Raw genomic sequence first — 22,506 nt, 5'->3', positions numbered from 1 at the left:
CCATGCGCGCGCCCGGCCGTCTGACCACGACCCTGCAGAGCGCCCTCGTCCCGGGCGGCGCCGTCCGGGCGAGCCTCGCCCGGGACCTGCCCGCCTCCGTGGTGGTCTTCCTGGTGGCGCTGCCCCTGTGCATGGGCATCGCCATCGCCTCCGGCGTTCCGCCGGAGCGCGGGCTCATCACCGGCATCGTCGGCGGCATCGTGGTCGGCGTCCTCGCCGGCTCGCCGCTCCAGGTCAGCGGGCCCGCCGCCGGGCTCGCCGTGATCGTCTACGGGTTCGTGCAGGCGCACGGTCTCGACGCCCTGGGGCCCGTCCTGGTGGTGGCGGGCCTCGTCCAGCTCGCCGCCGGCGCCCTGCGGGTCGGCGGCTGGTTCCGGGCGATCTCGCCGGCCGTGGTGCACGGCATGCTGGCCGGCATCGGGATCCTGATCGTGCTGGCCCAGATCCACGTCCTGACCGATGCCCTGCCCCGGGCGAGCGGCCTCGACAACCTCGTGGCGATCCCGGCCGCGTTCTTCAACTTCGTCAGCGGCGCGGGCGACCGGACCGGGGCCGTGATCGTCGGCGGGATCACCATCGCGGCGATGATCGCCTGGGAGCGGCTGCGGCCGACGCGGCTCCGGCTCCTGCCCGGGGCGCTCGTCGGCGTCCTGGCGGGCAGCCTCGCGGCGGGGCTCGGGGATCTCGCCGTCAAGCGCGTGGCGGTGCCGGAGGCCCTGTTCTCCGGCCTCGCCCTGCCGGCCGCCGAGTCGTGGGCGCGCCTCGCCGAGGCCGAGATCCTGATGATGGCCCTGGTGATCGCGGTGATCGCCAGCGCCGAGAGCCTGCTCTCGGCGGCGGCCGTCGACCGGATGCACGACGGCCCCCGCACCCAGTTCAACCGGGAACTCGGCGCGCAGGGCATCGGCAACCTGATCTGCGGGCTCGCCGGCGCGCTGCCGATGACCGGGGTGATCGTGCGCTCCTCGGCCAACGTCCAGGCGGGCGCCGTGAGCCGCGCCGCCACGGTGATGCACGGGAGCTGGATCCTGGCCTTCCTGCTCGCGCTGCCCTGGCTGCTGGCCCTGGTGCCGACCGCGAGCCTCGCCGGCATCCTGGTGGTCACCGGCTGGCGGCTGGCGAGCCCGGCCCACGCCCTGCACCTGCAGGCCCGCTACGGCTGGCTGACCGCGGCGATCTGGCTCGCCACGATGGCCACCGTGGTGGCGGTGGACCTGCTCACCGGGGTGCTCACCGGCCTCGCCCTGAGCCTGATCCAGGCCCTGCCGAGCCTGCGCAAGGGACGGCTCCGGATCGAGCACGCGGCGGCCCCCGAAGTGCCCGGCGTGCCGGAGCTGCGCCTGTCGGGGGCGGCGACCTTCCTGCAGCTGCCGAGCCTCACGGCGGCCCTGGAGCGCACCCCCGCGGGCGGCGAGGTCCGCCTCGCCACCGACAATCTCGCGGCCATCGACCACACCTGCCTGGAGATGATCGGCGACTGGGCGAGCCGGCGCAGCGCCGGCGGCAGCCGGATCGCGGTGGTCGGCGGGTCGGGCGTCCCGCACGACCGGCTCNCGGCACGTCCTCGCTCCGCGGCGGCGGCGCGCCGGCCCCGCCGGCCGCCAGCCGGCGACCGAGCTCCTGGTAGAGGACGAGATCGGCGATCTCCCGATCGAGCGCCTCGCGCTGGCGTCGCAGCGCCGCGAGCCGCGCCGCGATCTCGGACTCCGACAGGCCCACGTGATGTTCCCTCCGAACGGACGGAACACATACGGATTCCGAGGGACGAATGGAACAAGCCAAACTGCGATATTCCCTTTGCGGCCATTCCCAAGAGAGGTAGCTCACATTGTGTTCCGTTCTATTCCTTTATGTGCCTCCGCATTCCCTTCCCGGCCGGGCGCGGCGGCACGAGCAGCGCGCTGGGATCGGCCGGGTGCAGGGTCAGGCCGCCGTCGTCGAGCACCAGCGGCAGCCGGGGAAACACCTCGCGCAGATGCGCGAGGTCGGCCTTGAACGCCTGGCGGAAGCTGCGGATCGAGGCGTTCTCGGCCCCGAACTGCGCGTGGAGGTTGGCCCAGGTCAGGCGGAGCGGCCGCTGCAGGGACCGCAGGCGGTAGCCGGTCCAGAACAGCAGGTCGAGCTTGCGCGCCGAGCCCGAGAAGGCCCGGGCCGCCCGCACGTCCACCGGCAGGGCGTGCCGGATCAGGGTCTCGTAGAATTCGGGATCGAAGCGCACCGTGCGGCCGGCCTCGTCCTCGCCCTCCCCGGCGCGGGGGCGCCACAGCTCCAGGCTGCGGAAGGGCGGGACGTTGAGGGTGGTGGCGCTGTCGCGCCCGTCCCAGAGGCCGATCTGCATGGAGCAGGCGGCCAGCCGGTTCAGCTGCTCCTTGAACTGCCGGATGGTGCCGCGCTCGCCGCCCGTCACCGCGAAGCCCATCTCGCGCATGAAGCCCGACAGGGTCTCGGCCACCTTCACGGTGGGGCTGCGCTGGCGCACGGCCTCGGTGCAGAGGTGCAGCAGGACCAGCCGGGCCTTCGGGCCGTAGGGAAGCCCCTGGGGCTCGAAGGCGCCGGTCTCCGGGTCCTTGATCCGGCCGGCGATCAGGTTGAGCGAGTTGCGGCCGTAGCTGCGGGAGAATTCCCGGACCGGCCCGGGATCGCGGTAGGGCAGGCCGCACAGGGCCAGGACCGAGTGGATGTGCTGGAGGCTCGACGGCAGGGCCGGCTCGTTCTCGATCACGAGGCGCACCGCGTCGCGGCGGCGCTGGTCGCGCGACAGCCCGGCCCGGCGGCTCTCCTCCTCCCCGAGGAGGGCGGCCCGGGCATCGCGCTCGCGCTGCCGGTGCAGCACGTGCTCGACGATCTGCGCGAACAGGAAGCCGCCGCGCGCCGCCTCGATCTCGGCCCGCAGGTCCGGGTCGTGGATCCCGGCGATCTTCTCCTCGATGCTCATCGCCCCTCAGGCCCGCGGAACACGGGCCGCCGATCCGTCAGGCGGACGGACGGCCCGATCCTGCCATGCCACGATTCGCCCGCCGGGGCGCCCGCCCGGCGGGCCTTGTCCCGGCTATCCACGATTCCCCGAGGCGGGGTCACGCCCGAGAGCGGGCCGAGGCCGGTCGCCGCGCGGCCGGCTCCCGCCCCGGCGCGCAGAGTTCGATACGGACCCCGTCCCGCGCCGATCCGCGGCCGGGTCGGGTGCGGGATCCGACGCAGAGTTCGATACGCGCGGCCGCGCGGGGACCGTCCCCGTTATCCACCGATCCGGTCCCGAATCCGCGCCGAATCGGATACGCGGCCGCGCAGATTCCGATGCGCCGGGGGGCGGGCCGGGCGCAGAATCGGATACGGGGCCGCGCAGAGTTCCATGCGTCCCCGCGCAGAGTCGGATGCGCAATCACGCACCAAACCCTTGGCCCGGTTCCGGAATTCGCCAGCCCATATAACCTGCAGAACTGACTCTCTGAAAGATTCGTCCAGATAATCTTCCTAGCTCGGGCGAGCTTGTTCGTTCTGACGAACGACCGTGTCGCGTCTCGTGATGCACAGGGCGCAAAGGGAATATGAGCTGGTTTTCCACATTCCTACGGGGAACGGTCGTCCCGGCTTGACGGATCGGCGAGGGAATCCAGCACGGTGCCGCCGCGCTCCGTCGCCGACATCGGCGGCCTCCTGGACACGGCCGGGGTCCCAGTGTGATGCCGGCTTGACGCGGGCGATGCCGCCCGGTTTCTCGGCTCCTTCCGAGAGGGCCCTCAGAGAAGAGCGCGCCGATGCCCCCCTTGCCCGAATTCGTCCGGCCCAGCCTCGTCCGGCCCAGGGGCCCTTCGCCGATCGCGGCCCGATGACGGATCGCCGCGACGACGGCCGGCCGCCCGGCGGACGCCCCNGCCCCGCCCCCCGGTCCGGAGGTCGCCCGGGYGGGCCGTCCCGCCCGTGGGAGGCGGGCGGCGACGGACCGACCGTGCTCTACGGCTGGCATCCCGTCGTGCAGGCCCTGGGCAACGCCCAGCGCGGCCTGCACCGGCTGCTCGCCACCGAGAACGCGGCCGCGCGCCTGGAAGCCGAGTTCGGCGGCGCCGTGCGGATCACCCCGGAGCTGGTGCGGCCGAGCGACATCGGCCGCCTGCTCGGACCGGACGCGGTCCACCAGGGGCTGTACCTGGAGGCCGAGCCCCTGCCCGCTCCCGGCCTCGACGACCTGCCCGCCGACGCGCTGCTGCTGGCGCTCGACCAGATCACCGACCCGCACAATGTCGGGGCGATCGTGCGCACCGCCGCGGCCTTCGGGGTGGCCGGGATCGTCACCACGGCGCGGCACGCGCCGGGCGCCACCGGGGTCCTGGCGAAATCCGCCTCCGGCGGCCTGGAGCACGTCCCCTTCGTGACCGTTCGGAACCTCGCCGAGGCCCTGATCGAACTGGGCGAGCGCGGCTTCACCCGGGTCGGCCTCGATTCGGACGCGCCCGAGAGCCTCGACGCGCTGACGGTCGCGCGGCCGCTGGTGATCGTGCTGGGCGCCGAGGGCAAGGGCCTGCGCGAGCGGACCCGGGGCTGCTGCGACGTCCTGGCCCGGATCCCCTTCTCGGGCGCGATCCGGAGCCTCAACGTCTCGAACGCCGCCGCCATCACCCTCTACGCCCTCGGCCGGGAGCGGGACTGACAGGGCGCTGACAGGGCACTGACAGGGCGCTGACACGGGGCCGGACGGGGCCGCGGCCTAGGCGCGGCCGGCCCGGCACCCGATCAGTCCCGCCGCGACACGTTCGGAAACACGGAACCGGCTCCGGAAGCCCCTCTTCCGCCTAGGCAATCTTCGCAACTTCCCGTAGAATACGCGGCGAGGGGGGCGTCGGCTCGAGGGCTGCGCCGGATGTTGGACGATGCGTTTACCTACGGCGGTTGGGCCCTCGGCCTGGTCGCCGTCGGCGTGTGGATTTGGCTCGCGCGGCGCGCCTTCCCGAGCTTCGAATCCTTCGTGACGGGCTTCGACGACGAGCTCCGGCTCGGCGCCAGCCCGGAGGAGCGCGCGCGCAGCGCGCGCTGGCACCAGGTCCGTCAGGCCGCCATGGCCCTGACGGCCGTCGCGGCCCTGTGCCTGTCGATCGGCTTCGCGATTCCCGACTGATTCCCGACTGAACCGGAAACCCGGACGCGATCCGGTCCCGCTCCGTGACGCACCGGTGCCTCGCGCGCACCGTCCCTGCTCCGGGCCTCCGGCGTGCTGTACCGGATCCGCGGGCCCGGCCCGACCCGACCCGGGCCAGGGGCGCCGGCTTCGCCCCGGCCTTCGGCCGGATCGGCGCCATCCGGGTCGGCGCCGGCAACTTCCTGATCGCCGCTCTTCCGGTCCTGACCCGCGGCGGCGAGTCGTGCGCTGCCACGGGTTCTACCCGCACGTCGCCGACATGGTGACGGTGGCGTTCCGCAACGCGAACGTCTTCGTCTCGCCTGACATGGACAGGTTCGCGCCCGGCGGCGGCCTCCACGACGAGGCGGCGAACGGGTTCATGAAGGACCAGTTCCTGTTCGGTGCCTCCTTCCCGTTCCGCCCGCTGGGCCTGGGCGTCGCGGATTTCCGCGGCCTCGGCCTGTCCGGGGGGCCCTGGAGGCCGCCCTCCGGCGCGACGCCGACCGGCTCCTCGGGCCCGGCCTCGGCGCGCAGGGAAGGCCCCGCCTCGAAGGGGCCGGCACCCTTCGCGGGCNCAGGGAAGGCCCCGCCTCGAAGGGGCCGGCACCCTTCGCGGGCGCGGCCCGAGGGTCGGGGCGCCGCCCCGACACCCCGCCGGAGGGCTGAGCCCCCTCGGATCCCGCGTCAGGCTGCGCGCACCCGGGTGAGGAAATCCTCGACCGCGCCGCGCAGGTCGCCCGCCTGCCGGGACAGGTCGGCCGCCGCCTGGAGCACCTGGGCCGAGCCCTGGCTCGCCGTGCCGGCCGCCGCGCCGACCCCCGCCATGTGGTCCGAGACGCCGCTCGTGTCCCGCGAGGTCTGCGCGGTGGTCCGGGCGATCTCGGCGGTCGCTGCGCCCTGCTGCTCGACCATGGCGGCGATCTCGGCGCCGATCCGGGCGAGGTCGCGGATCACCGCGGTGATGCCGCCGATCGACCGGACCGAGGCCTCGGTCGATCCGGTGATCTCCGCGACCTTGCCGGCGATCTCCTCGGTGGCCCGGGCGGTCTGCTCGGCGACGTGCTTGACCTCGCCGGCCACCACCGCGAAGCCGCGCCCGGCCTCCCCGGCGCGGGCCGCCTCGATGGTCGCGTTGAGCGCCAGCAGGTTGGTCTGGCCGGCGATCTGCGAGATGATCGCGACGATCGCCCCGATGCTGCCGGCCGCCTGGGCGAGGCGGTGGACTTCCCCGGCCATGCCGTCGGCGCTCCGCGCGGCGGCCGCCGCGAGGTCCGCCGAGGACCCGACCTGCACGCCGATCTCCCGGACCGAGGCCGTGAGCTCCTCGGTGGCCGCCGCCACCGTGTCGGCCGAGCGGGCGGCCGAATCGGCCGACACCGCCACCGCCCGGCTGAGATCGGTCGTGTCCCGGGCGGCCCGGGCCATGCCGTGCGCGGAGGCCTCCAGCCGGGCCGCCGCCGCCGANCCCGTCGCGGCCGTCATGGCCTCGGGCAGCCCGGCGAGGGCCGCGTCGGTGCGTTCGCGCTGGGCCGCCAGCTCCGGGCCGAACTGCGCGCCCTGCGCGCCCAGGAACAGACTCGAGGCGCCGCGCTCCCGCTGGGCCTCGTGCACGAAGGCGCTGATCCGGGAGGCGAGGCCGACCAAGCTCTCCACCCGGCCCATCTCGGCGCGCCGCGCCCACTGGTCCGACACGGCGAGGCCCGCCGCCCCCGCGAAGGCGAGGCACGGGGCGAGCGCCACCGCCAGGATGCGGGCGCGGAGCGAGGCGAGGATCGGCATCGGAAGTTCTGGAACCGTCCGGCGGGAGACGCGCCACCTTCCGGCCAAGTCATAAAGATCCGGTTATGCGGTCTCGCCCATATTCGGTACCGGTCTGCCCAATCAGGCGGCGTTCTCGGCAGCATCTGCCAGTTCGGCGTGCAGATCACCCCAGGTCTTCAGCGCGCGGATGACCGGATCGAGGGACCGCCCCCGCTCGGTCAGGCTGTATTCCACCTTCGGGGGAACCTCGGCGTAGACCGTCCGGGTGATCAGGCCGTCGGATTCCATTTCGCGCAGCTGGTTGGTGAGCATGCGCTGGGTCACGCTGGCGAGGCGCCGCCGGATCTCGTTGAAGCGCAGGGTCCCCTCCAGCAGGTGATAGAGGATCACGCCCTTCCACTTGCCGTCGATGAGCCGGAGCGTCGCCTCGACGGCGCAGCCGGGGCTGCAGGCGCCCGTGTGGCGGCGGGTGCGGGGCATGGGCTGTCTCCGACGGTATCATTTCCGGCACCAGTGGCGTTTTATGTGCGTACTTGCGGCCCGTGAAGGCGGGCGGCATCTCCTGCGGCGACAATCCGAGGAGATCACCATGCGCGCCGTCGGCTACCGCAAGTCCCTGCCGATCACCGATCCCGAGGCCCTGGTCGATCTCGACCTGCCCCAGCCCGAGCCCGGCCCGCGCGACCTGCTGGTGAAGGTCGAGGCGGTCTCGGTGAACCCGGTCGACACCAAGGTCCGGCGGCGGGCCGAGCCGGAGGCAGGCGGCACCAAGGTGCTCGGCTGGGACGCGGCCGGCACGGTCGTCGCCGCCGGCGCGGAGGTCCAGGGTTTCGCCGCGGGCGACGCGGTGTTCTACGCGGGCGACCTCACCCGGCCGGGGACGAACGCCGAATACCATTGCGTCGATGCCCGCATCGTCGGGCACAAGCCGAAGAGCCTCGACTGGGCGCAGGCCGCCGCCCTGCCGCTCACGGCGATCACCGCCTGGGAGGCCCTGTTCGACCGGCTCGACACGGGAAAGCCGGTTCCGGGTGCCGCCGCGGCGATCCTGATCGTCGGCGGCGCGGGGGGCGTCGGCTCGGTGGCGATCCAGCTCGCCCGGGAACTCACCGACCTCACCGTGATCGCCACCGCGTCGCGGCCGGAGACGGCGGCCTGGTGCCGGGACCTCGGTGCCCACCACGTGGTCGACCATTCCAGACCCCTGGCGGCGGAGGTGGCGGCCCTGGGGATCGGCGCGCCGGGCCTCGTCTTCTCCACGACCAGCACCGACGCCCATCTCGGGGAGATCGTGGAGCTGATCGCCCCGCAGGGCCGCCTCGCCCTGATCGACGATCCGGAGCGGCTCGAGGTCGGGCTCCTCAAGCGCAAGAGCCTGTCGCTGCACTGGGAGTTCATGTTCACCCGCTCGATGTTCGCCACCGCCGACATCGCCGCCCAGGGGGCGCTCCTCGACGAGGTGTCCCGCCTCGTTGATTCCGGGCGCCTGCGCACCACCCTGGGGGAGCATTACGGGCGGATCGACGCCGCGAACCTGAAACGCGCCCACGCGCTGATCGAGAGCGGGCGCGCCAAGGGCAAGATCGTGCTCGAGGGCTTTACGGGGTGAAGCGATGGCGAAAACGGCGGGGACCGGCCTCTTCGACGTGGCGGCGCTGGCGGCAGGTCTGCCCGACAGTGCCCAGACCCTCCTGGTCGACACCTACCTGACCGACCGGGAGGCGGCGAGCGCCCGGGTGTTCCGGGTCTACCGGCCGACCCCGCCGCACTATCACGCCACCTGCGACGAGTACCTCTACTGCCTCTCGGGCCGGGGCCGGGTCTGGCTGGGCGATCCGGCCGCCGAGACGGCGTTCGGCCCGGGCCAGCTCCTGTTCTTCGAGAAGGGCACGGTCCACGCGATGCCGGCGCTCGAGCCCGGGGACCCGGTGGTGTTCCTGTCGATCGACACGCCCCGGCGGGCGCCGACCGACATCGTCTTCGTGAACCCGGAGGACGGGACGCCCGCGACCTTCATGGCGCGCAACGCCGAGGCGTGAGGGGTCACACCCGCAGGGACCGGCCGGCCGCCGCCACGCCGAGGAGCAGCGCCGCCACGATCAGCAGGGACGCGGGCAGGCCGAGCGCCTGCGCGGCGAAGCCGATCAGCGCGGGCCCCGCCAGCACCCCGGCATAGCCCAGCGTCGTCACCGCCGGCACCGCCACGCGCGCGGGCATCGCGGTCTGGCGCCCCGCCGCAGTGAACAGGACCGGGACGATGTTGGCGCAGCCCGCCCCGACCAGGGCGTAGCCGGCGAGCGCCGCCTCCCAGGCCGGGATGACGACCGAGAGCGCGAGGCCGGCCGCCGCCAGCAGGCCGCCGAGGATCACCACGGGCCGCCGGCCGAGGCGGGCCACGATCGCGTCCCCACCGAGCCGGCCGGCCGTCATGGTGACCGAGAAGGAAGCGTAGCCGAGCGCCGCCCAGGCCGGATCGAGCCCGCGCTGCTGGATCAGGAACACCGCGCTCCAGTCGAGGGCCGAGCCCTCGGTGAGGAACACCACGCAGCAGAGCAGGCCGAGGACCAGCACCGGGCCCCGGGGCAGCGCGAGGGCGGGACCGCCGCTGTCGCCGCCCCCTGCCCGGTCGGTCCGCAGGATGCCGGGCCAGGCCGCCGCGAACAGGGCCGCGATGCCGGCGACCAGGAGCAGCGCGCTCCAGCCCGCGCCGAGCCCGGCGGCCAGCAGGCCGCTGGCGATCAGCGCCCCCAGGATGCAGCCGAGGCTGTAGAGGCCGTGGAAGCCCGACATCATCGGCCGCCCGCCGGCGCGCTCGACGGCGACGGCCTGCAGGTTCATGACGCAGTCCACCGCCCCCATCCCGGCCCCGAACAGCAGCAGCGCCCCGGTGAGCGGGACGAGCCCGGAGGCCAGGGCCAGGACCGGCAGGGCCAGGCCGAGCGCCAGCGTCCCGGCGAGCAGGACCGGCCGGTATCCCAGCCGCGCGGCCGCCGCCCCGGCGCTCGGCATCGCCAGGAGCGAGCCGATGCCGAAGGTGAGGAGCAGCAGGCCGAGCCCGGCCTCGTCGAGGCCGGCGCGGTCCTTCACCAGCGGCACCAGGGGCGCCCAGGTGGCGTTGGCGATGCCCACGATCAGGAACAGCAGCCGCGTGGACAGGCGCTGCCGGGTGGCCGTGCAATCGTCGGAACCGCGGAGGGCGGCCGGATCGGTCGCGTCGCATGCTGGCATCGGCACCTGTCGATCGCGTCGCATCTCGGGGCTCGGGCGGCGCAGCGAAAACCCACGCTACAGGTCGAGCCCCCTCACGCTGCGGCCGTGGACGATGGCCAGGATCACGACACCGCCTTCCACCGGCTCGTACAGGATGACGTGGGCGGCGTATTCGTGCCGATGCACGCCGGGCCGGATCGCGGCAGCTGTCCGGCCCATGCGGGGATTGTCGGCAAGAAGCTGGAAGACGCGTTCCAACCCGTCGGCACAGGCTTCCGCTCGGCGGATACCGAACTGCCGGTAACCATAGACGGCGATGTCGAACAGATCCGCTTCAGCCCGCGCCGTGAGAGTATAGTCACTCATCTAGCGGTTGATCAGACTGCGCGTGCTTCCTGGCCCGGGCGAGGATCTCGGGCACCTTGCGGCGGCTCGGTCCTCCGGCGCGGGCCTCGTCGACGATCCGGCGCAGATCCTCGAGCGTCAAATCGGCCTGGGCTCGTCGCTCGCGGTCACGGCGCACGAGGTCGCGGACGTAGTCGCTCGTGCTGGCATAATCGCCCTGTCTGATCTGCGCTTCGATCCACTCCTTCATCGGGTCGGGCAGGGAAATCGTCATGGTCGCCATGGGGTCTCCGTTATTCGCCCGGGAGGATCACGCGCCCGACGATAAGCGTTTTTCACAAATTCTCTTATAGGCTGAGGCGTCGATGACGTCACCCGCACCGCCGCTACACCGAAGTGTTGCCGCCGTACGCGTTTCGTTCTAGCAAGGGCGGCGCATGACGGGCCGCGTCCCGCCGGCCGCATCTTGCCGTGAGCCCCGTCGGGCTCGACATGAGGCCGTTGCGGCGGCTGGCCCGCGCGCGAATCCGATCTGACCGCGTCGACGCCTCGAAAGACCGCCGCCCTCATGGCCAAAGCCCAAGCTGGAAGTCGTGCCGCAAGCCGCGCCGACGCCGCCAAAGCCGCTCCCAAGTCGCCCGTCAAGGCGGTCCCGGCCAAGACAGCTCCGGCCAAGGTGGCCCCTGTGAAGGCAGCTCCGGCCAAGGCAGCCCAGCCCAAGCCGGCCCGCGCGAAGGGCGAGGCGTCCGCTGCCCGGACCGAGGCCGCCGTCGACGCCAAGCTGGCCGCCCTGTTCGATGCCGCCCCGGCCGCCGAGGACCGGCGGGTCATCGCGATCCGCGGCGCCCGGGAGCACAATCTCAAGAACGTCGACCTGACCATCCCGCGGGACAAGCTCGTGGTCTTCACCGGGCTCTCGGGCTCGGGCAAGTCGTCGCTCGCCTTCGACACGATCTACGCCGAGGGGCAGCGCCGCTACGTCGAGTCGCTCTCGGCCTATGCCCGCCAGTTCCTGGAGATGATGTCGAAGCCCGACGTCGACCAGATCGACGGGCTGTCGCCGGCGATCTCGATCGAGCAGAAGACCACCTCCAAGAATCCCCGCTCCACCGTGGGGACGGTGACCGAGATCTACGACTACATGCGCCTGCTCTGGGCGCGGGTCGGCATCCCCTACTCGCCCGCCACCGGCCTGCCGATCGAGAGCCAGACCGTCCAGCAGATGGTCGACCGGGTGCTGGATCTGCCGGAGAAGACCCGGCTCTACCTGCTCGCCCCCGTGGTCCGCGGGCGGAAAGGCGAGTACCGCAAGGAAATCGCCGAGTATCAGAAGAAAGGCTTCCAGAGGCTGCGCGTGAACGGCGAATACTACGCCATCGACGACGTGCCCAAGCTCGACAAGAAGTTCAAGCACGACATCGACGTGGTGGTGGACCGGATCGTGGTCCGGGCCGATATCGGCTCGCGGCTCGCCGAGTCCTTCGAGACGGCGCTGGAACTCGCCGACGGCGTCGCCGAGATCGTGTTCGCCGACGCCCCCGAGGGCGAGGCGCCGCGGACCGTCACCTTCTCGTCGCGCTTCGCCTGCCCGGTCTCGGGCTTCACCATCGCGGAGATCGAGCCGCGGCTGTTCTCGTTCAACAACCCGTTCGGCGCCTGCCCGACCTGCAGCGGCATCGGCCACGAGATGCGGATCGACCCCGAGCTGGTGATCTCCGACCCTGGCTTAAGCCTGAAGCGCGGCGCGGTCGGACCCTGGGCGAAGTCGACCTCGCCCTATTACGGCCAGACGCTCGAGGCGCTCGCCGAGCATTTCGGCTTCAAGACGGGCGTCCCCTGGCAGAGCCTGTCGGAGACGGCCCGCGCCATCGTGCTCTACGGCTCGGGCAAGCAGGCGGTGCGCTTCGCCTACGACGACGGCTTGCGCAAGTACACGGTCAATAAGCCGTTCGAGGGCGTGATCCCGAACCTGGAGCGCCGCTACAAGGAGAGCGACTCGGACGCCGTGCGCGAGGAGATCGGGCGCTTCATGAGCGAGACGCCCTGCGCCGCCTGCGGCGGCAAGCGGCTGAAGCCCGAGGCTCTGGCCGTGAAGGTCGCCATGGCCGACATCGCCGACGTGACGGCCCTGTCGGTCTCCGAGGCGCACCGCTGGTTCTCGGACCTGCCCGGGAAGCTGACCGCGAAGCAGAACGAGATCGCGGTCCGGATCCTGAAAGAGATCCGCGACCGGCTGAGCTTCCTGGTGGATGTCGGCCTGGAATACCTGACGCTCGCCCGCGGCTCCGGCTCGCTCTCGGGCGGCGAGAGCCAGCGCATCCGGCTGGCCTCGCAGATCGGCTCCGGCCTGACCGGCGTGCTCTACGTGCTGGACGAGCCCTCGATCGGCCTGCACCAGCGCGACAACGAGCGGCTGCTCGGCACGCTCAAGCGCCTGCGCGACCTCGGCAACTCGGTGATCGTGGTCGAGCACGACGAGGACGCGATCCTGCAGGCCGATTACGTGGTCGATGTCGGCCCGGGCGCCGGCATCCACGGCGGCGAGATCATCGCGCAGGGCACTCCGGCCGAGGTGCTGGCGAATCCCGCCTCGCTCACCGCGAAATATCTCACGGGCGAGATGTCCGTGCGCACCCCGACCGCGCGTCGGAAGGGCCGGAAGGGCAAGCTCGGGCTGTTCGGCGCCCGGGGCAACAACCTCAAGGACGTGGACGTCGAGATCCCGCTCGGCACCTTCACCTGCATCACCGGCGTCTCGGGGGGCGGCAAGTCCACCCTGGTGATCGATACCCTCTACAAGGCCATCGCCAAGAAGCTGAACGGTGCCCTGGAGCACCCGGCTCCCTACGGGCGGCTGGAGGGGCTGGAGCACCTCGACAAGGTCATCGACATCGACCAGTCGCCGATCGGCCGCACGCCGCGCTCGAACCCCGCCACCTATATCGGCGCCTTCACGCCGATCCGCGACTGGTTCGCGGGCCTGCCGGAGGCCAAGGCGCGGGGCTACCAGCCCGGCCGCTTCTCGTTCAACGTCAAGGGCGGGCGCTGCGAGGCCTGCTCGGGCGACGGCGTCATCAAGATCGAGATGCACTTCCTGCCGGACGTCTACGTCACCTGCGACGTCTGCAAGGGCAAGCGCTACGACCGCGAGACCCTGGAGGTGAAGTACCGGGGCAAGTCCATCGCCGACGTGCTCGACTCCACCGTCGAGGAGGCGGCCGAGCTGTTCAAGGCGGTGCCGGCGATCCGCGACAAGCTCGAGACCCTGAAGCGGGTTGGCCTGCACTACGTCCATGTCGGCCAGCAGGCCACCACCCTGTCGGGGGGCGAGGCGCAGCGCGTGAAGCTCTCCAAGGAGCTGTCGAAGCGCGCCACCGGCCGCACCCTCTACATCCTCGACGAGCCGACCACCGGCCTGCATTTCCACGACGTCGCCAAGCTCATGGAGGTGCTCCACGAGCTGGTCGACCAGGGCAACACCGTGGTGGTGATCGAGCACAACCTCGAAGTGATCAAGACCGCCGACTGGGTGATCGACATGGGTCCCGAGGGCGGCGACGGCGGCGGCCGCGTGGTGGCACAGGGGACCCCGGAGGCGATCGCCCGCTCCGAGGCCAGCCATACCGGCCGGTTCCTGCGTGAGGTGCTGGAGCGCCGGCCGGCCGCGCCCGCGAGCCGCGGGCGCGCCGCGGAGNGCGAGCCGCGGGCGCGCCGCGGAGTAGCGCGGCGGCTCACCCCGGGCCGGCGCGGCAGTTTCTGCCGGGTTCGTCCGGGGCCCCGGCACCCGTGGACGGTGATTCGAGCCGCGGGGCGGCACGCCGGACCGGTCGCCGACCGGTCCGGAGCCGGATCCCGGCTCCCGCGCCCGGACCGGCGGCCTGCGCGATCACCGGCCCGACCTTGCCGGATTCTCCCGCGTTCCGGCCCGGCAACAGCTTGACCGTTCAACGATATTTTGCCGGCCCGACCCGCTCGAGCAGGGTCTGTGGACAGTGTTGCATCGCCGCAAAAATGCGGCTTTTGCGCAACGGTTCGGCCGGTTGTGCCGTTTCGGCGAGCATTCCACTGTCTTTCCGCAGGTCTCTGTAGAATAGTCGCAGACGTTGAGACGGGCAGGCTCCGTGGGGGCGCTCGGCAGGTCCGAAGCCGGCAGCCGCGATAGGCGAGCAGACCGGCAGGGAAGTGCCGAATGCGGGACGGACGCCGTGTGACCTTGGGAAGGAATGAGAAAATGATGAAGAACTGGCTCGCGGCCGGCACGGTCGCGCTCACGGTCGGCATGGCCTCGACGATCGCGCAGGCGCAGACCACGACGGTTCCCGGCGAGCAGGTCGGCCTCGCGGTCGGCGCGCCGCTGCCGGAAGGCCTCTACGCCATCAACACGTTCACCTACCGCCGCACCGACGGCCGGAACGATCCCGACACGGCCGTCAACATCCCGGTCCTGGTCTGGTCGACCCCGTTCGTGCCGTTCGGCGGCCGCGTCGAGCTGCTCGTGGCGCCCCCGACCGTGTTCGCCTTCACCCGCAACCCGGCCGGCGTGCGCAACAAGGACATCTCGATCAACGTCGGCACCTTCGTCGGCGGCATCTGGGCCTTCGACCTCGGCAACAACTTCGGTGTCAGCTTGCTCGGCGGCGCCTACCTGAACGACCTGAACGGCGACCGCGGCTCGATCATCACGCCCACCGGCGCGACGGCCACCCCGGTCCTGCCGCAGCTCTCCTCCAACACCTACCGCTTCGGCGTCGCCGGCAGCTACACGGGTGACGGCTGGAACCTGACCGCCAACCTGACCGCCAACATCTACGACTCGCCCGGCCGCTTCCCCGGCCAGGTCGGCGCCGCCATCGGCCCGATCCGCCTGTCGGACTCGCTGAACTTCGACCTCACGGCGACCAAGAAGTTCGGCAACTTCGAGATCGGCCCGATCGCCTACGGCACCTACAACTTCGACATCAGCCAGGCCAGCGCGGCGGCCGGCAACCGCGGCCGCTTCGCCATCGGCGGCCTCATCGGCTACGACTTCAAGATCTTCACCGTCCAGGCCTACGTCGCCCGCGACGTCGTGACCGGCCTGCAGACCGCCAACGCCTTCGGCCGCACCCGCAGCGACTACTCCACTGACGGCTGGATCCGGTTCATCGTGCCGCTCTACTCGCCGGCCCCGGCCGCCGCTCCGATCCCGGCGCCGCTGGTCCGCAAGTACTGAGACCCTCCCGGGACACCGGGCTCCCCGCCGCCGCGCGGCGGGGGCTCCCGGATCCCCGACAGGCCGTCCTCCGGGACGGCGCGCCGCCCGGCTCCGCCGGGCGGTTTTTCGTTGCGCCGGCCCCGCCGCGCGCGGGCCCGTGCCACGGGTCGCAGCCGGCCGCGGGTGACGCGGGCGGCGCGGACATCCTATGGTGTGCCGATGGCGCGCCTCCGGGGCCGAACCGGGGCGCAGGCGGACGAGCCGAAGGAANTGAGGAGCGTCCGGCCATGACGAGCGACAAGCTGACGACCTGCCTGTGGTTCGACCGCGGCGAGGCCCACAAGGCCGCGGAGTTCTACGCCGCGACCTTCCCCGCCGCGCGCGGGCCCGTGCCACGGGTCGCAGCCGGCCGCGGGTGACGCGGGCGGCGCGGACATCCTATGGTGTGCCGATGGCGCGCCTCCGGGGCCGAACCGGGGCGCAGGCGGACGAGCCGAAGGAATGTCATGGCGACGCAGGGCGAGTGGAAGATCCCCGCGCAGGCCCAGCCCAGGCCCGCGGATTACGGCTACGACCTCGACCGGGCGCTCTCCGCCGTCCTGGCCCTGTCGGCGCGGATCCCGGACAGCGCGTTCACGGCCGAGACGCTCGGCACCGAGCGCGCCGGCAACGGCGTGGTGATCCGCGAGGACGGGCTGGTGCTCACCATCGGCTACCTCGTCACCGAGGCCGAGAGCGTCTGGCTCACCACCCGGGACGGCCGCTCGGTGCCCGGCCACGTCCTCGGCTTCGACGCCGCCACGGGCTTCGGCCTGGTCCAGGCGCTCGGCGATCTCGGCGTGCCGGCCCTCCCGCTCGGCCGCTCGGCCGGGCTGAAGACCGGCGACCGGGCCGTGCTGGCCGGGGCGGGCGGGCGCCAGCGCTGCGTCGCCGTCGAGGTCGTGGCCCGGCAGGAATTCGCCGGCTACTGGGAGTACGTCCTCGACGAGGCCCTGTTCACCGCCCCCGCGCACCCGCACTGGGGCGGCACCGCCCTGATCGGTCCCCAGGGCGACCTGCTCGGCATCGGCTCGCTGCAGCTGCAGCAGGGCGGCGCCGGCGCGGCGCGGCCGATCAACATGGTCGTGCCCATCGACCTGCTGACGCCGATCCTCGAGGACCTCGCCACGCGCGGGCGCGCCGACCGTCCGCCGCGCCCCTGGCTCGGCCTCTACGCCACCGAGAGCGAGGAGGGCATCGTCGTGATGGGCCTCGCCGATAACGGCCCGGCCGAGACCGGCGGCCTCCAGGCCGGCGACGTGATCGAGGCGGTGGCCGGCGAGCCGGTGGCCGATCTCGCCGCCCTGTTCCGCAGCGTCTGGGCCCTCGGCGAGGCCGGGGTGCGGGTCCCCCTGACGATCCGCCGCGAGGGACGCGGCGTGAAGCTCGCCCTCGTCTCGGCGGATCGGGAGCGGTTCCTGCGCACGCCCTCGCTGCACTGAGCCCGCCGCACCGGGGCGGCGGCGCGCAACCCTCGGTGCGCAACCCTCTGCGCGCGACCCGGGCGCGGTGAGCGGCGTGGCCGCGGGTGCCGTCGCGGGCCTGTACCGGACACAACCTGCGGCTCAGCGACGGTTCAGGTGGCGGGACCGAATCTGCAGCCACCGGCTCCCGATCCGCCGGAAGCGTTGAGGAGATCCAGTCATGACGATTCTGAGCGCGCCGCGCGCGAAGGCGCTCGTGATGGCCGCCGCGGTCGCGGGCGGCCTCGGGCTCGCCGGGTCCGCCGAGGCGGCCGGGGGCTGCGGCCCCGGCTTCCATCCCAATCCCTGGGGCATCTGCCGGCCGAACTGGGGCCCCCGGCCCTACGGCTACTGGCGGCGCCCGATCTACTACGGCGGGTACGGCGGCTATTACCGGCCGCGCCCATTATACCGGCCCTACGGCTTCTACGGGCCGCGCCCGTTCTACTGAGCGCCGCCCGAGTCGCTCGCGACGGCACGAAGGGCGCCCCGCCGACCGGCGGGGCGCCCTTCGCGCGTGCGGGACGCCCGCGCGGGTCTGAGCGCACCTCCGCGCCCCTCTGCGCGAAGGCCTGCATGCGCACAAAGAATGACCATCCGGAAACCTTGCCGGTTTCTTAAGCCGCTCATGCAATTTATGCAGGTCTGATGCTTGACCTTACGACTCCTGCTGCGCTGCGGCGGGATTATATGTGCGTTGCACCAACAAGAGGCAGCGATGCGCAATGGGGCGCCATCGTCTGCCCGAACAGAGGTCACAGCACACCATGTCCGCCGCCCGTAGCGTCCTGAGCCGCGTCCGCGCCTATCTCCGGTACCGCGACACCGTCTCGCAGCTGTCCCGCCTGTCGGACCGCGATCTCGCCGATCTCGGCATCAACCGCAGCGAGATCCGCGGCGTCGCCCGCGTCTGATCCCAGCGCCCGAGACGCGGCGCTCGAGTCCCAGCGCCCGAGACGACCGTCTCGAAGGACCGCCGCCCGTTGATCCGGACGGCGGTCCTTCGCTATTCTCAGACATGACACAGACCATCCACATCGTCGGCGGCGGTCTCGCCGGATCCGAGGCCGCCTGGCAGGTGGCCGAAGCCGGGCACCGCGCCGTGATCCACGAGATGCGCCCGGTGCGGGGCACCGAGGCGCACCGGACGGACGGGCTGGCCGAGCTCGTCTGCTCGAACTCCTTCCGGTCGGACGACCCCGAGGGCAACGCCGTCGGGCTGCTGCACCAGGAGATGCGCACCCTCGGCTCGCTGATCATGCGGTCGGCCGACGCCAATCAGGTGCCGGCGGGCGGGGCGCTGGCGGTCGACCGCGAGGGCTTCTCCGCCGCGGTGACCCGCGCCCTGGAGCAGCACCCGAACGTCACCCTCGTCCGCGGGGAGGTCGAGGGCCTGCCGCCGGAGGAATGGGGCCCCTGCATCGTCGCCACCGGCCCGCTCACCGCTCCGGCGCTGGCCGAGGGCATCCGCGGGCTCACCGGGGCCGAGTCGCTGGCCTTCTTCGACGCGATCGCGCCGATCGTCCACCGCGACTCGATCGACATGGACGTGGCGTGGTTCCAGTCCCGCTACGACAAGCCGGGACCCGGCGGCACGGGCGCGGACTACCTCAACTGCCCGATGACCCGGGCGCAGTACGACGCCTTCGTGGCCGCCCTCGTGGCGGGCGAGAAGATCGGCTTCAAGCAGTGGGAGGGCACGCCCTACTTCGACGGCTGCCTGCCCGTCGAGGTCATGGCCGAGCGCGGCCCCGAGACCCTGCGCCACGGGCCGATGAAGCCCGTCGGCCTCACCAACCCCCGCGACCCGCTGGTCAAGCCCTGCGCGATCGTGCAGCTGCGCCAGGACAACGCGCTGGGCACCCTGTACAACATGGTCGGCTTCCAGACGAAGCTGACCTATGCCGAGCAGGTGCGGGTCTTCCGCATGATCCCCGGCCTGGAGCGGGCCGAGTTCGCCCGCCTCGGGGGCCTGCACCGCAACACCTATCTCGACAGCCCGCGCCTCCTCGACGCCACCCTCCGGCTGAGGGCCCGGCCCGCCTTGCGCTTCGCCGGCCAGATCACCGGCTGCGAGGGCTACGTGGAGAGCGCCGCGGTCGGGCTGATGGCCGGCCGCTTCGCCGTCGCGGAGGCGGCCGGCGGCGCGCTCGCCCCCCTGCCCCAGAGCACGGCCCTCGGCGCCCTCATCGCCCACATCACCGGCGGCCACCTGATGGCGGACGGCGAGGCCAACGCCCCGCGCTCGTTCCAGCCGATGAACGTCAATTTCGGCCTGTTCCCGCCGCTCGAGCGGGCCCCCCGCAACGAGACCGGCCGGCGCCTGCGCGGGCCCGAGAAGGCGGCGCTGAAGAAGCGCGCGCTCACCGACCGGGCCCGGGCCGATCTCGCTCTCTGGTTGGAGGGCGCGCGGGACGGTGCGGCGAGACCTGCGGCTGCGGAATAGCTGGCCGCACGGGGCTTGCACCGCCCGAGGCCTCATCATCCTGGGCGCACCATGACCGCGATCGACACCCGAGCCTTCCTGGCCGACCTGTACGAGCTGCGCGAGATCGGCCGGTTCCGCTCCGGCGTCCACCGGCCGACCTTCTCGGCCGCGGACATGGAATCCCGCCGCTGGCTGATGGCCCGGCTCGAGGCCTGCGGCCTGGACGCTTCCATCGACGGGATCGGCAACGTGCTGGGGCGCCACCGCGGCCCCGGCCCGCACCTGCTGGTCGGCAGCCACATCGAGACGCAGAACGAGGCCGGCTGGCTCGACGGGGCGCTGGGCGTCGTGGCCGGTGTGGCGCTGGCCCGCGCCGGGCTGCCCGTCGACGTCGTCGCCTTCGCCGACGAGGAGGGGCACTTCTCCGGCGGCTTCCTGGGCAGCCGCTCGGCGATCGGCGACCTGACCGAGGCCGAGATCGACGAGGCCCGCAACCGCACCGACGGCACGCCGCTGCGCGCGGCGCTCGCGGGTGCCGGCCTCGCCGGCCTGCCCCGGACGCGGCTCGACCCGGAGCGCTACCGCGGCTTCCTGGAGATGCATATCGAGCAGGGCACGCAGCTCGAATCCGCCGGCCTGTACCTCGGCGTGGTGAGCGGCATCGTGGCGATCTGGCAATTCCGGATCGATTTCGCCGGCAACCAGGACCACGCCGGCGGCACCACCATGGCGGAGCGCCGGGACGCGGGGCTCTCGGCGGTGCGGCTGCTGGCGGCGATCGACCGGGAATTCCCGAAGGTCTGCGGGCCGCGCAGCACCTGGACGACGGGGCGGATCACCCTGGATCCCGGCGGCTTCAGCATCATCCCGGGCCGGGCCGAGGTTTACTTCCAGTTCCGCGACGTGGCGATGCCCGTGCTGGAGCGGATGGAGGCTTGCCTGGAGGCGCTGGTGCGGGACTCGAACCGGCGCGAGCGCTGCCCGGCCACGCTGACGGCCCTGGCGAAGGCGATCCCCGCCCCCTGCGACCCGGCCCTGATGCGCGCCCTCTCGGAGGCGGCCGAGAGCGTCTGCCCCGGAGGGTGGCAGGTGATGCCGTCGGGCGCCGGGCACGACGCCCAGAACGTCGCCCGGATCCTGCCGGCCGCGATGCTGTTCGTGCCCTCGATCGGCGGCATCAGCCACCACTGGGCGGAGGATACCAGCGACGCCGACCTCGCCCTCGGCGTGCGGGCCCTCGGCGACGCGGCGGCGCGGGTGCTGGCGGGCTGAGGTGCTGGCGGGCTGAGCGCGCCGCCGCGGACGCCCGGCGCGCTCCGGCGGGCCCCCGGCCTCAGGCGCTTGACCTCAGGCGCTTGACCTCAGGCGCTTGGCACCAGCGACTGGATCGAGATCCGCTCAGGCCGGTATTCCTGCATGCCCCCGGCGATCCGCTCCTCGACGGCGTCGATGAACGTCTCCGGGTCGGTGATCGAGCACTGGCGCAGGTCCCAGAAGGCGTAGCGCCACCATTGCACCTTCAGGTAGCGCTCGATCAGCGCGTCCGGGAAGCGCATCTTCACGATCCGGGCGGGGCTGCCGGCCACGATCGCGTAGGGCGGCACGTCCTTGGTCACCACCGCCATGGCGCCGATCACCGCCCCGTCGCCGATCGTGATGTCGGGCATCAGGAAGGCGCCGTGGCCGATATAGACGTCGTTGCCGATGCGCACGCGCTTGGGCCAGAGATACGGGCCGGAGATCTCGTAATCCTCCGCCCGCGGGTCGAGGCGGTCGAACACGGCCGAGTGGTGCGTGTAGAACAGCGGCGAGGTCGAGCCGCACTGGACCGGGTGGCTGCCGCGCCCGACCTGGACGCTCTCGCCGATCGAGCAGTAGCGGGCGATATCGGCTCCGAAATAGTAGCCGCTGACCGCGTACGAGAACGCCCCCATGGTGAGGCAGTAATCGACGCCCATCCACTTGATGCTGCACGGCGGCTCGAAGACGCAATCCTCCGGCAGGCCGAACGGGGCCGGGTGCAGCACCGAGATGCCGCGGCGCAGCATCTCCTGCTTCATGTCCTCGTTGACGGAGATCATGCGGCGTCCTCGTCGCTGGGGTGTCGGGTCCCGGCCGGCGCCGGGTCCAGGCCGTAATAGTCGCCCATCAGGTCGCCGTATTCGGCCGCCCGGATCGGCACGGTGAGCCGGCCCGCGGCCGAGACGTCGATGGCGAGCAGGCGGTCGTTGAAGGCAGCCGGATCGGCGGCCAGCGCGCCGGGGAGCAGGTGCCCGTTCGGGTAGGCGCGCAGCCGCTCGGCCGGCGCGCCGAGGTCGAAGGCCGCCACCGGCAGGCCGGTGCGCAGGGCCAGGGTCAGCGCGTACGAGTAGGTCTCGGGCCAGATCGCCGGCAGCAGCACGAGGTCGGCCGAGAGCCGCCAGACCAGGTCCAGGGCCTCGTGGTCGCCGGAATAGCGCCCGGTCTGGGCGACCCCGACGCCCTCCAGGCCGATCGCCAGCGCCGGGTCCGAGTAGCCCACGATCGCGAAGCGCAGCGGCAGGTCCCGGTCCTGCGCGTCGGTGGCCAGCGCCTGAAGGAACAGGCCGCCCTTCGTGGCGCTGATCGCGCCGAGCACGGCGACGCGGCGGATTCGGCCGGGCCGCTGCAGGGCGGTCGCGCGCACCGACCGCTCCGGCTCGACGTGCGGCCGCACCGTCACCGCGAGGTCCGCGGAATCGAGGAGCGGGCCGCCGGAATTGCCGGGGTTGATCGCCGCGTCCGTCTGGATCACGCCGGACAGCTCCCGGCCCTCGCTCGTCGGCATGCGCCGCCGCACGGCGCTGATGACGCCGGTCGTCAGCGTGTGGTCGAGGCCGAACGGGTTGCCGATCGCGAAGGCCGACTGACCGACCTTGAGATCGGCCGAGGTGCCGATCGCCAGCGGCGGCGGCATGTNGGGCGGCCTCGGCGG

Annotated in this window: 18 protein-coding genes and 3 pseudogenes; 13 read left to right on the top strand and 8 right to left on the bottom strand. The window is 72.6% G+C overall.

The features are described 5' to 3' along the window. Positions 1–2: 2 nt before the first annotated feature. Positions 3–1,544 (top strand): annotated as a pseudogene (locus MMR14E_RS27890) (SulP family inorganic anion transporter); the annotation flags it as partial. A 296-nt stretch (positions 1,545–1,840) separates the two neighbouring features. Here MMR14E_RS27890 and MMR14E_RS27885 read toward each other — a convergent pair. Beyond that, positions 1,841–2,935 (bottom strand): replication protein RepA, encoded by a 1,095-nt coding sequence (locus tag MMR14E_RS27885; RefSeq protein ID WP_331318831.1) that lies wholly within the window; start codon positions 2,933–2,935, stop codon positions 1,841–1,843. Positions 2,936–3,826: 891 nt separating this feature from the next. On the opposite strand from MMR14E_RS27885, the gene MMR14E_RS27880 reads away from it, so the two are divergent. Both MMR14E_RS27880 and MMR14E_RS27875 read left to right on the top strand, forming a co-directional pair. Continuing rightward, complete coding sequence (locus MMR14E_RS27880; protein ID WP_331318830.1) at positions 3,827–4,645, top strand: RNA methyltransferase; 819 nt, start codon at positions 3,827–3,829, stop codon at positions 4,643–4,645. Positions 4,646–4,855: 210 nt separating this feature from the next. Beyond that, positions 4,856–5,110, top strand: a complete 255-nt coding sequence (locus MMR14E_RS27875) for a hypothetical protein (protein WP_024830472.1) — start codon at positions 4,856–4,858, stop codon at positions 5,108–5,110. Between the two features lie 687 nt (positions 5,111–5,797). Here MMR14E_RS27875 and MMR14E_RS27870 read toward each other — a convergent pair. Together MMR14E_RS27870 and MMR14E_RS27865 are read right to left on the bottom strand one after the other, a co-directional pair. After that, entirely contained in the window at positions 5,798–6,892 is a 1,095-nt protein-coding gene (locus MMR14E_RS27870; protein ID WP_331318827.1) for a methyl-accepting chemotaxis protein, read from the bottom strand. 102 nt (positions 6,893–6,994) lie between these two features. Continuing rightward, entirely contained in the window at positions 6,995–7,354 is a 360-nt protein-coding gene (locus MMR14E_RS27865; protein ID WP_331318826.1) for a helix-turn-helix domain-containing protein, read from the bottom strand. Between the two features lie 109 nt (positions 7,355–7,463). Here MMR14E_RS27865 and MMR14E_RS27860 point away from each other — a divergent pair, with 109 nt between their 5' ends. Beyond that, the gene (locus MMR14E_RS27860) at positions 7,464–8,483 is read left to right on the top strand and encodes a zinc-binding alcohol dehydrogenase family protein (RefSeq protein WP_331318824.1); all 1,020 of its coding nucleotides are present in this window, start codon (positions 7,464–7,466) and stop codon (positions 8,481–8,483) included. Between the two features lie 4 nt (positions 8,484–8,487). After that, entirely contained in the window at positions 8,488–8,913 is a 426-nt protein-coding gene (locus MMR14E_RS27855; RefSeq protein ID WP_331318822.1) for a cupin domain-containing protein, read from the top strand. 4 nt (positions 8,914–8,917) lie between these two features. Here MMR14E_RS27855 and MMR14E_RS27850 read toward each other — a convergent pair whose 3' ends face one another. Genes MMR14E_RS27850 through MMR14E_RS27840 form a run of 3 tightly spaced genes read right to left on the bottom strand, consistent with a single transcriptional unit; the run spans position 8,918 to position 10,712 of the window. Beyond that, entirely contained in the window at positions 8,918–10,102 is a 1,185-nt protein-coding gene (locus tag MMR14E_RS27850; protein WP_331318959.1) for an MFS transporter, read from the bottom strand. 57 nt (positions 10,103–10,159) lie between these two features. Next, entirely contained in the window at positions 10,160–10,450 is a 291-nt protein-coding gene (locus tag MMR14E_RS27845) for a type II toxin-antitoxin system RelE/ParE family toxin (protein WP_331318820.1), read from the bottom strand. After that, on the bottom strand, positions 10,443–10,712 hold the full coding sequence (locus tag MMR14E_RS27840; RefSeq protein WP_331318819.1) for a type II toxin-antitoxin system ParD family antitoxin: 270 nt from the start codon (positions 10,710–10,712) through the stop codon (positions 10,443–10,445). The genes MMR14E_RS27845 and MMR14E_RS27840 overlap by 8 nt, the downstream gene beginning before the upstream one ends. A 285-nt stretch (positions 10,713–10,997) precedes the next feature. Here MMR14E_RS27840 and uvrA point away from each other — a divergent pair, with 285 nt between their 5' ends. The 8 genes and pseudogenes from uvrA to MMR14E_RS27800 all read left to right on the top strand — a co-directional run bounded on the left by uvrA (position 10,998) and on the right by MMR14E_RS27800 (position 20,825). Further along, positions 10,998–14,369: an excinuclease ABC subunit UvrA gene (uvrA, locus tag MMR14E_RS27835; RefSeq protein WP_331318818.1), complete on the top strand. Its 3,372-nt coding sequence runs from the start codon at positions 10,998–11,000 to the stop codon at positions 14,367–14,369. A 291-nt stretch (positions 14,370–14,660) separates the two neighbouring features. Continuing rightward, positions 14,661–15,641, top strand: coding sequence for a transporter (locus MMR14E_RS27830; RefSeq protein ID WP_331318816.1), 981 nt, complete (start codon positions 14,661–14,663; stop codon positions 15,639–15,641). 269 nt (positions 15,642–15,910) lie between these two features. Then, positions 15,911–16,018: pseudogene (locus MMR14E_RS27825) on the top strand (VOC family protein); the annotation flags it as partial. Positions 16,019–16,129: 111 nt separating this feature from the next. Then, entirely contained in the window at positions 16,130–17,104 is a 975-nt protein-coding gene (locus tag MMR14E_RS27820; RefSeq protein WP_331318814.1) for a S1C family serine protease, read from the top strand. Positions 17,105–17,306: 202 nt separating this feature from the next. Continuing rightward, a complete protein-coding gene (locus MMR14E_RS27815) occupies positions 17,307–17,576 on the top strand; it encodes a GCG_CRPN prefix-to-repeats domain-containing protein (RefSeq protein WP_331318813.1) in 270 nt (89 codons plus the stop codon). A gap of 316 nt (positions 17,577–17,892) precedes the next feature. Continuing rightward, a complete protein-coding gene (locus tag MMR14E_RS27810) occupies positions 17,893–18,039 on the top strand; it encodes a DUF1127 domain-containing protein (protein ID WP_012318555.1) in 147 nt (48 codons plus the stop codon). A 104-nt stretch (positions 18,040–18,143) separates the two neighbouring features. Continuing rightward, positions 18,144–19,571: a methylenetetrahydrofolate--tRNA-(uracil(54)-C(5))-methyltransferase (FADH(2)-oxidizing) TrmFO gene (gene trmFO / locus MMR14E_RS27805; protein ID WP_331318811.1), complete on the top strand. Its 1,428-nt coding sequence runs from the start codon at positions 18,144–18,146 to the stop codon at positions 19,569–19,571. A gap of 51 nt (positions 19,572–19,622) precedes the next feature. Then, a complete protein-coding gene (locus tag MMR14E_RS27800) occupies positions 19,623–20,825 on the top strand; it encodes a Zn-dependent hydrolase (protein WP_331318810.1) in 1,203 nt (400 codons plus the stop codon). A gap of 89 nt (positions 20,826–20,914) precedes the next feature. Here MMR14E_RS27800 and MMR14E_RS27795 read toward each other — a convergent pair whose 3' ends face one another. Both MMR14E_RS27795 and MMR14E_RS27790 read right to left on the bottom strand, forming a co-directional pair. Further along, the gene (locus tag MMR14E_RS27795; RefSeq protein ID WP_331318809.1) at positions 20,915–21,634 is read right to left on the bottom strand and encodes a CatB-related O-acetyltransferase; all 720 of its coding nucleotides are present in this window, start codon (positions 21,632–21,634) and stop codon (positions 20,915–20,917) included. Positions 21,635–22,245: 611 nt separating this feature from the next. Next, positions 22,246–22,500: pseudogene (locus tag MMR14E_RS27790) on the bottom strand (S1C family serine protease); the annotation flags it as partial. Between the last annotated feature and the right edge of the window lie 6 nt (positions 22,501–22,506).

It is taken from the genome of Methylobacterium mesophilicum (genome assembly GCF_036441335.1).
Taxonomy (GTDB): Bacteria; Pseudomonadota; Alphaproteobacteria; order Rhizobiales; family Beijerinckiaceae; genus Methylobacterium; species Methylobacterium mesophilicum_B.
Note: the sequence above shows the minus strand (reverse complement) of the source record. Positions and strands in the feature narration are given on the sequence as shown.

Coding starts and splice junctions, on each gene's coding strand:
- MMR14E_RS27885 (WP_331318831.1), bottom strand. CDS start 2,935: ATGAGCATCGAGGAGAAGATCGCCGGGATCCACGACCCGGACCTGCGG.
- MMR14E_RS27875 (WP_024830472.1), top strand. CDS start 4,856: ATGTTGGACGATGCGTTTACCTACGGCGGTTGGGCCCTCGGCCTGGTC.
- MMR14E_RS27865 (WP_331318826.1), bottom strand. CDS start 7,354: ATGCCCCGCACCCGCCGCCACACGGGCGCCTGCAGCCCCGGCTGCGCC.
- MMR14E_RS27860 (WP_331318824.1), top strand. CDS start 7,464: ATGCGCGCCGTCGGCTACCGCAAGTCCCTGCCGATCACCGATCCCGAG.
- MMR14E_RS27855 (WP_331318822.1), top strand. CDS start 8,488: ATGGCGAAAACGGCGGGGACCGGCCTCTTCGACGTGGCGGCGCTGGCG.
- MMR14E_RS27850 (WP_331318959.1), bottom strand. CDS start 10,102: ATGCCAGCATGCGACGCGACCGATCCGGCCGCCCTCCGCGGTTCCGAC.
- MMR14E_RS27845 (WP_331318820.1), bottom strand. CDS start 10,450: ATGAGTGACTATACTCTCACGGCGCGGGCTGAAGCGGATCTGTTCGAC.
- MMR14E_RS27840 (WP_331318819.1), bottom strand. CDS start 10,712: ATGGCGACCATGACGATTTCCCTGCCCGACCCGATGAAGGAGTGGATC.
- MMR14E_RS27830 (WP_331318816.1), top strand. CDS start 14,661: ATGATGAAGAACTGGCTCGCGGCCGGCACGGTCGCGCTCACGGTCGGC.
- MMR14E_RS27820 (WP_331318814.1), top strand. CDS start 16,130: ATGGCGACGCAGGGCGAGTGGAAGATCCCCGCGCAGGCCCAGCCCAGG.
- MMR14E_RS27815 (WP_331318813.1), top strand. CDS start 17,307: ATGACGATTCTGAGCGCGCCGCGCGCGAAGGCGCTCGTGATGGCCGCC.
- MMR14E_RS27810 (WP_012318555.1), top strand. CDS start 17,893: ATGTCCGCCGCCCGTAGCGTCCTGAGCCGCGTCCGCGCCTATCTCCGG.
- trmFO (WP_331318811.1), top strand. CDS start 18,144: ATGACACAGACCATCCACATCGTCGGCGGCGGTCTCGCCGGATCCGAG.
- MMR14E_RS27800 (WP_331318810.1), top strand. CDS start 19,623: ATGACCGCGATCGACACCCGAGCCTTCCTGGCCGACCTGTACGAGCTG.
- MMR14E_RS27795 (WP_331318809.1), bottom strand. CDS start 21,634: ATGATCTCCGTCAACGAGGACATGAAGCAGGAGATGCTGCGCCGCGGC.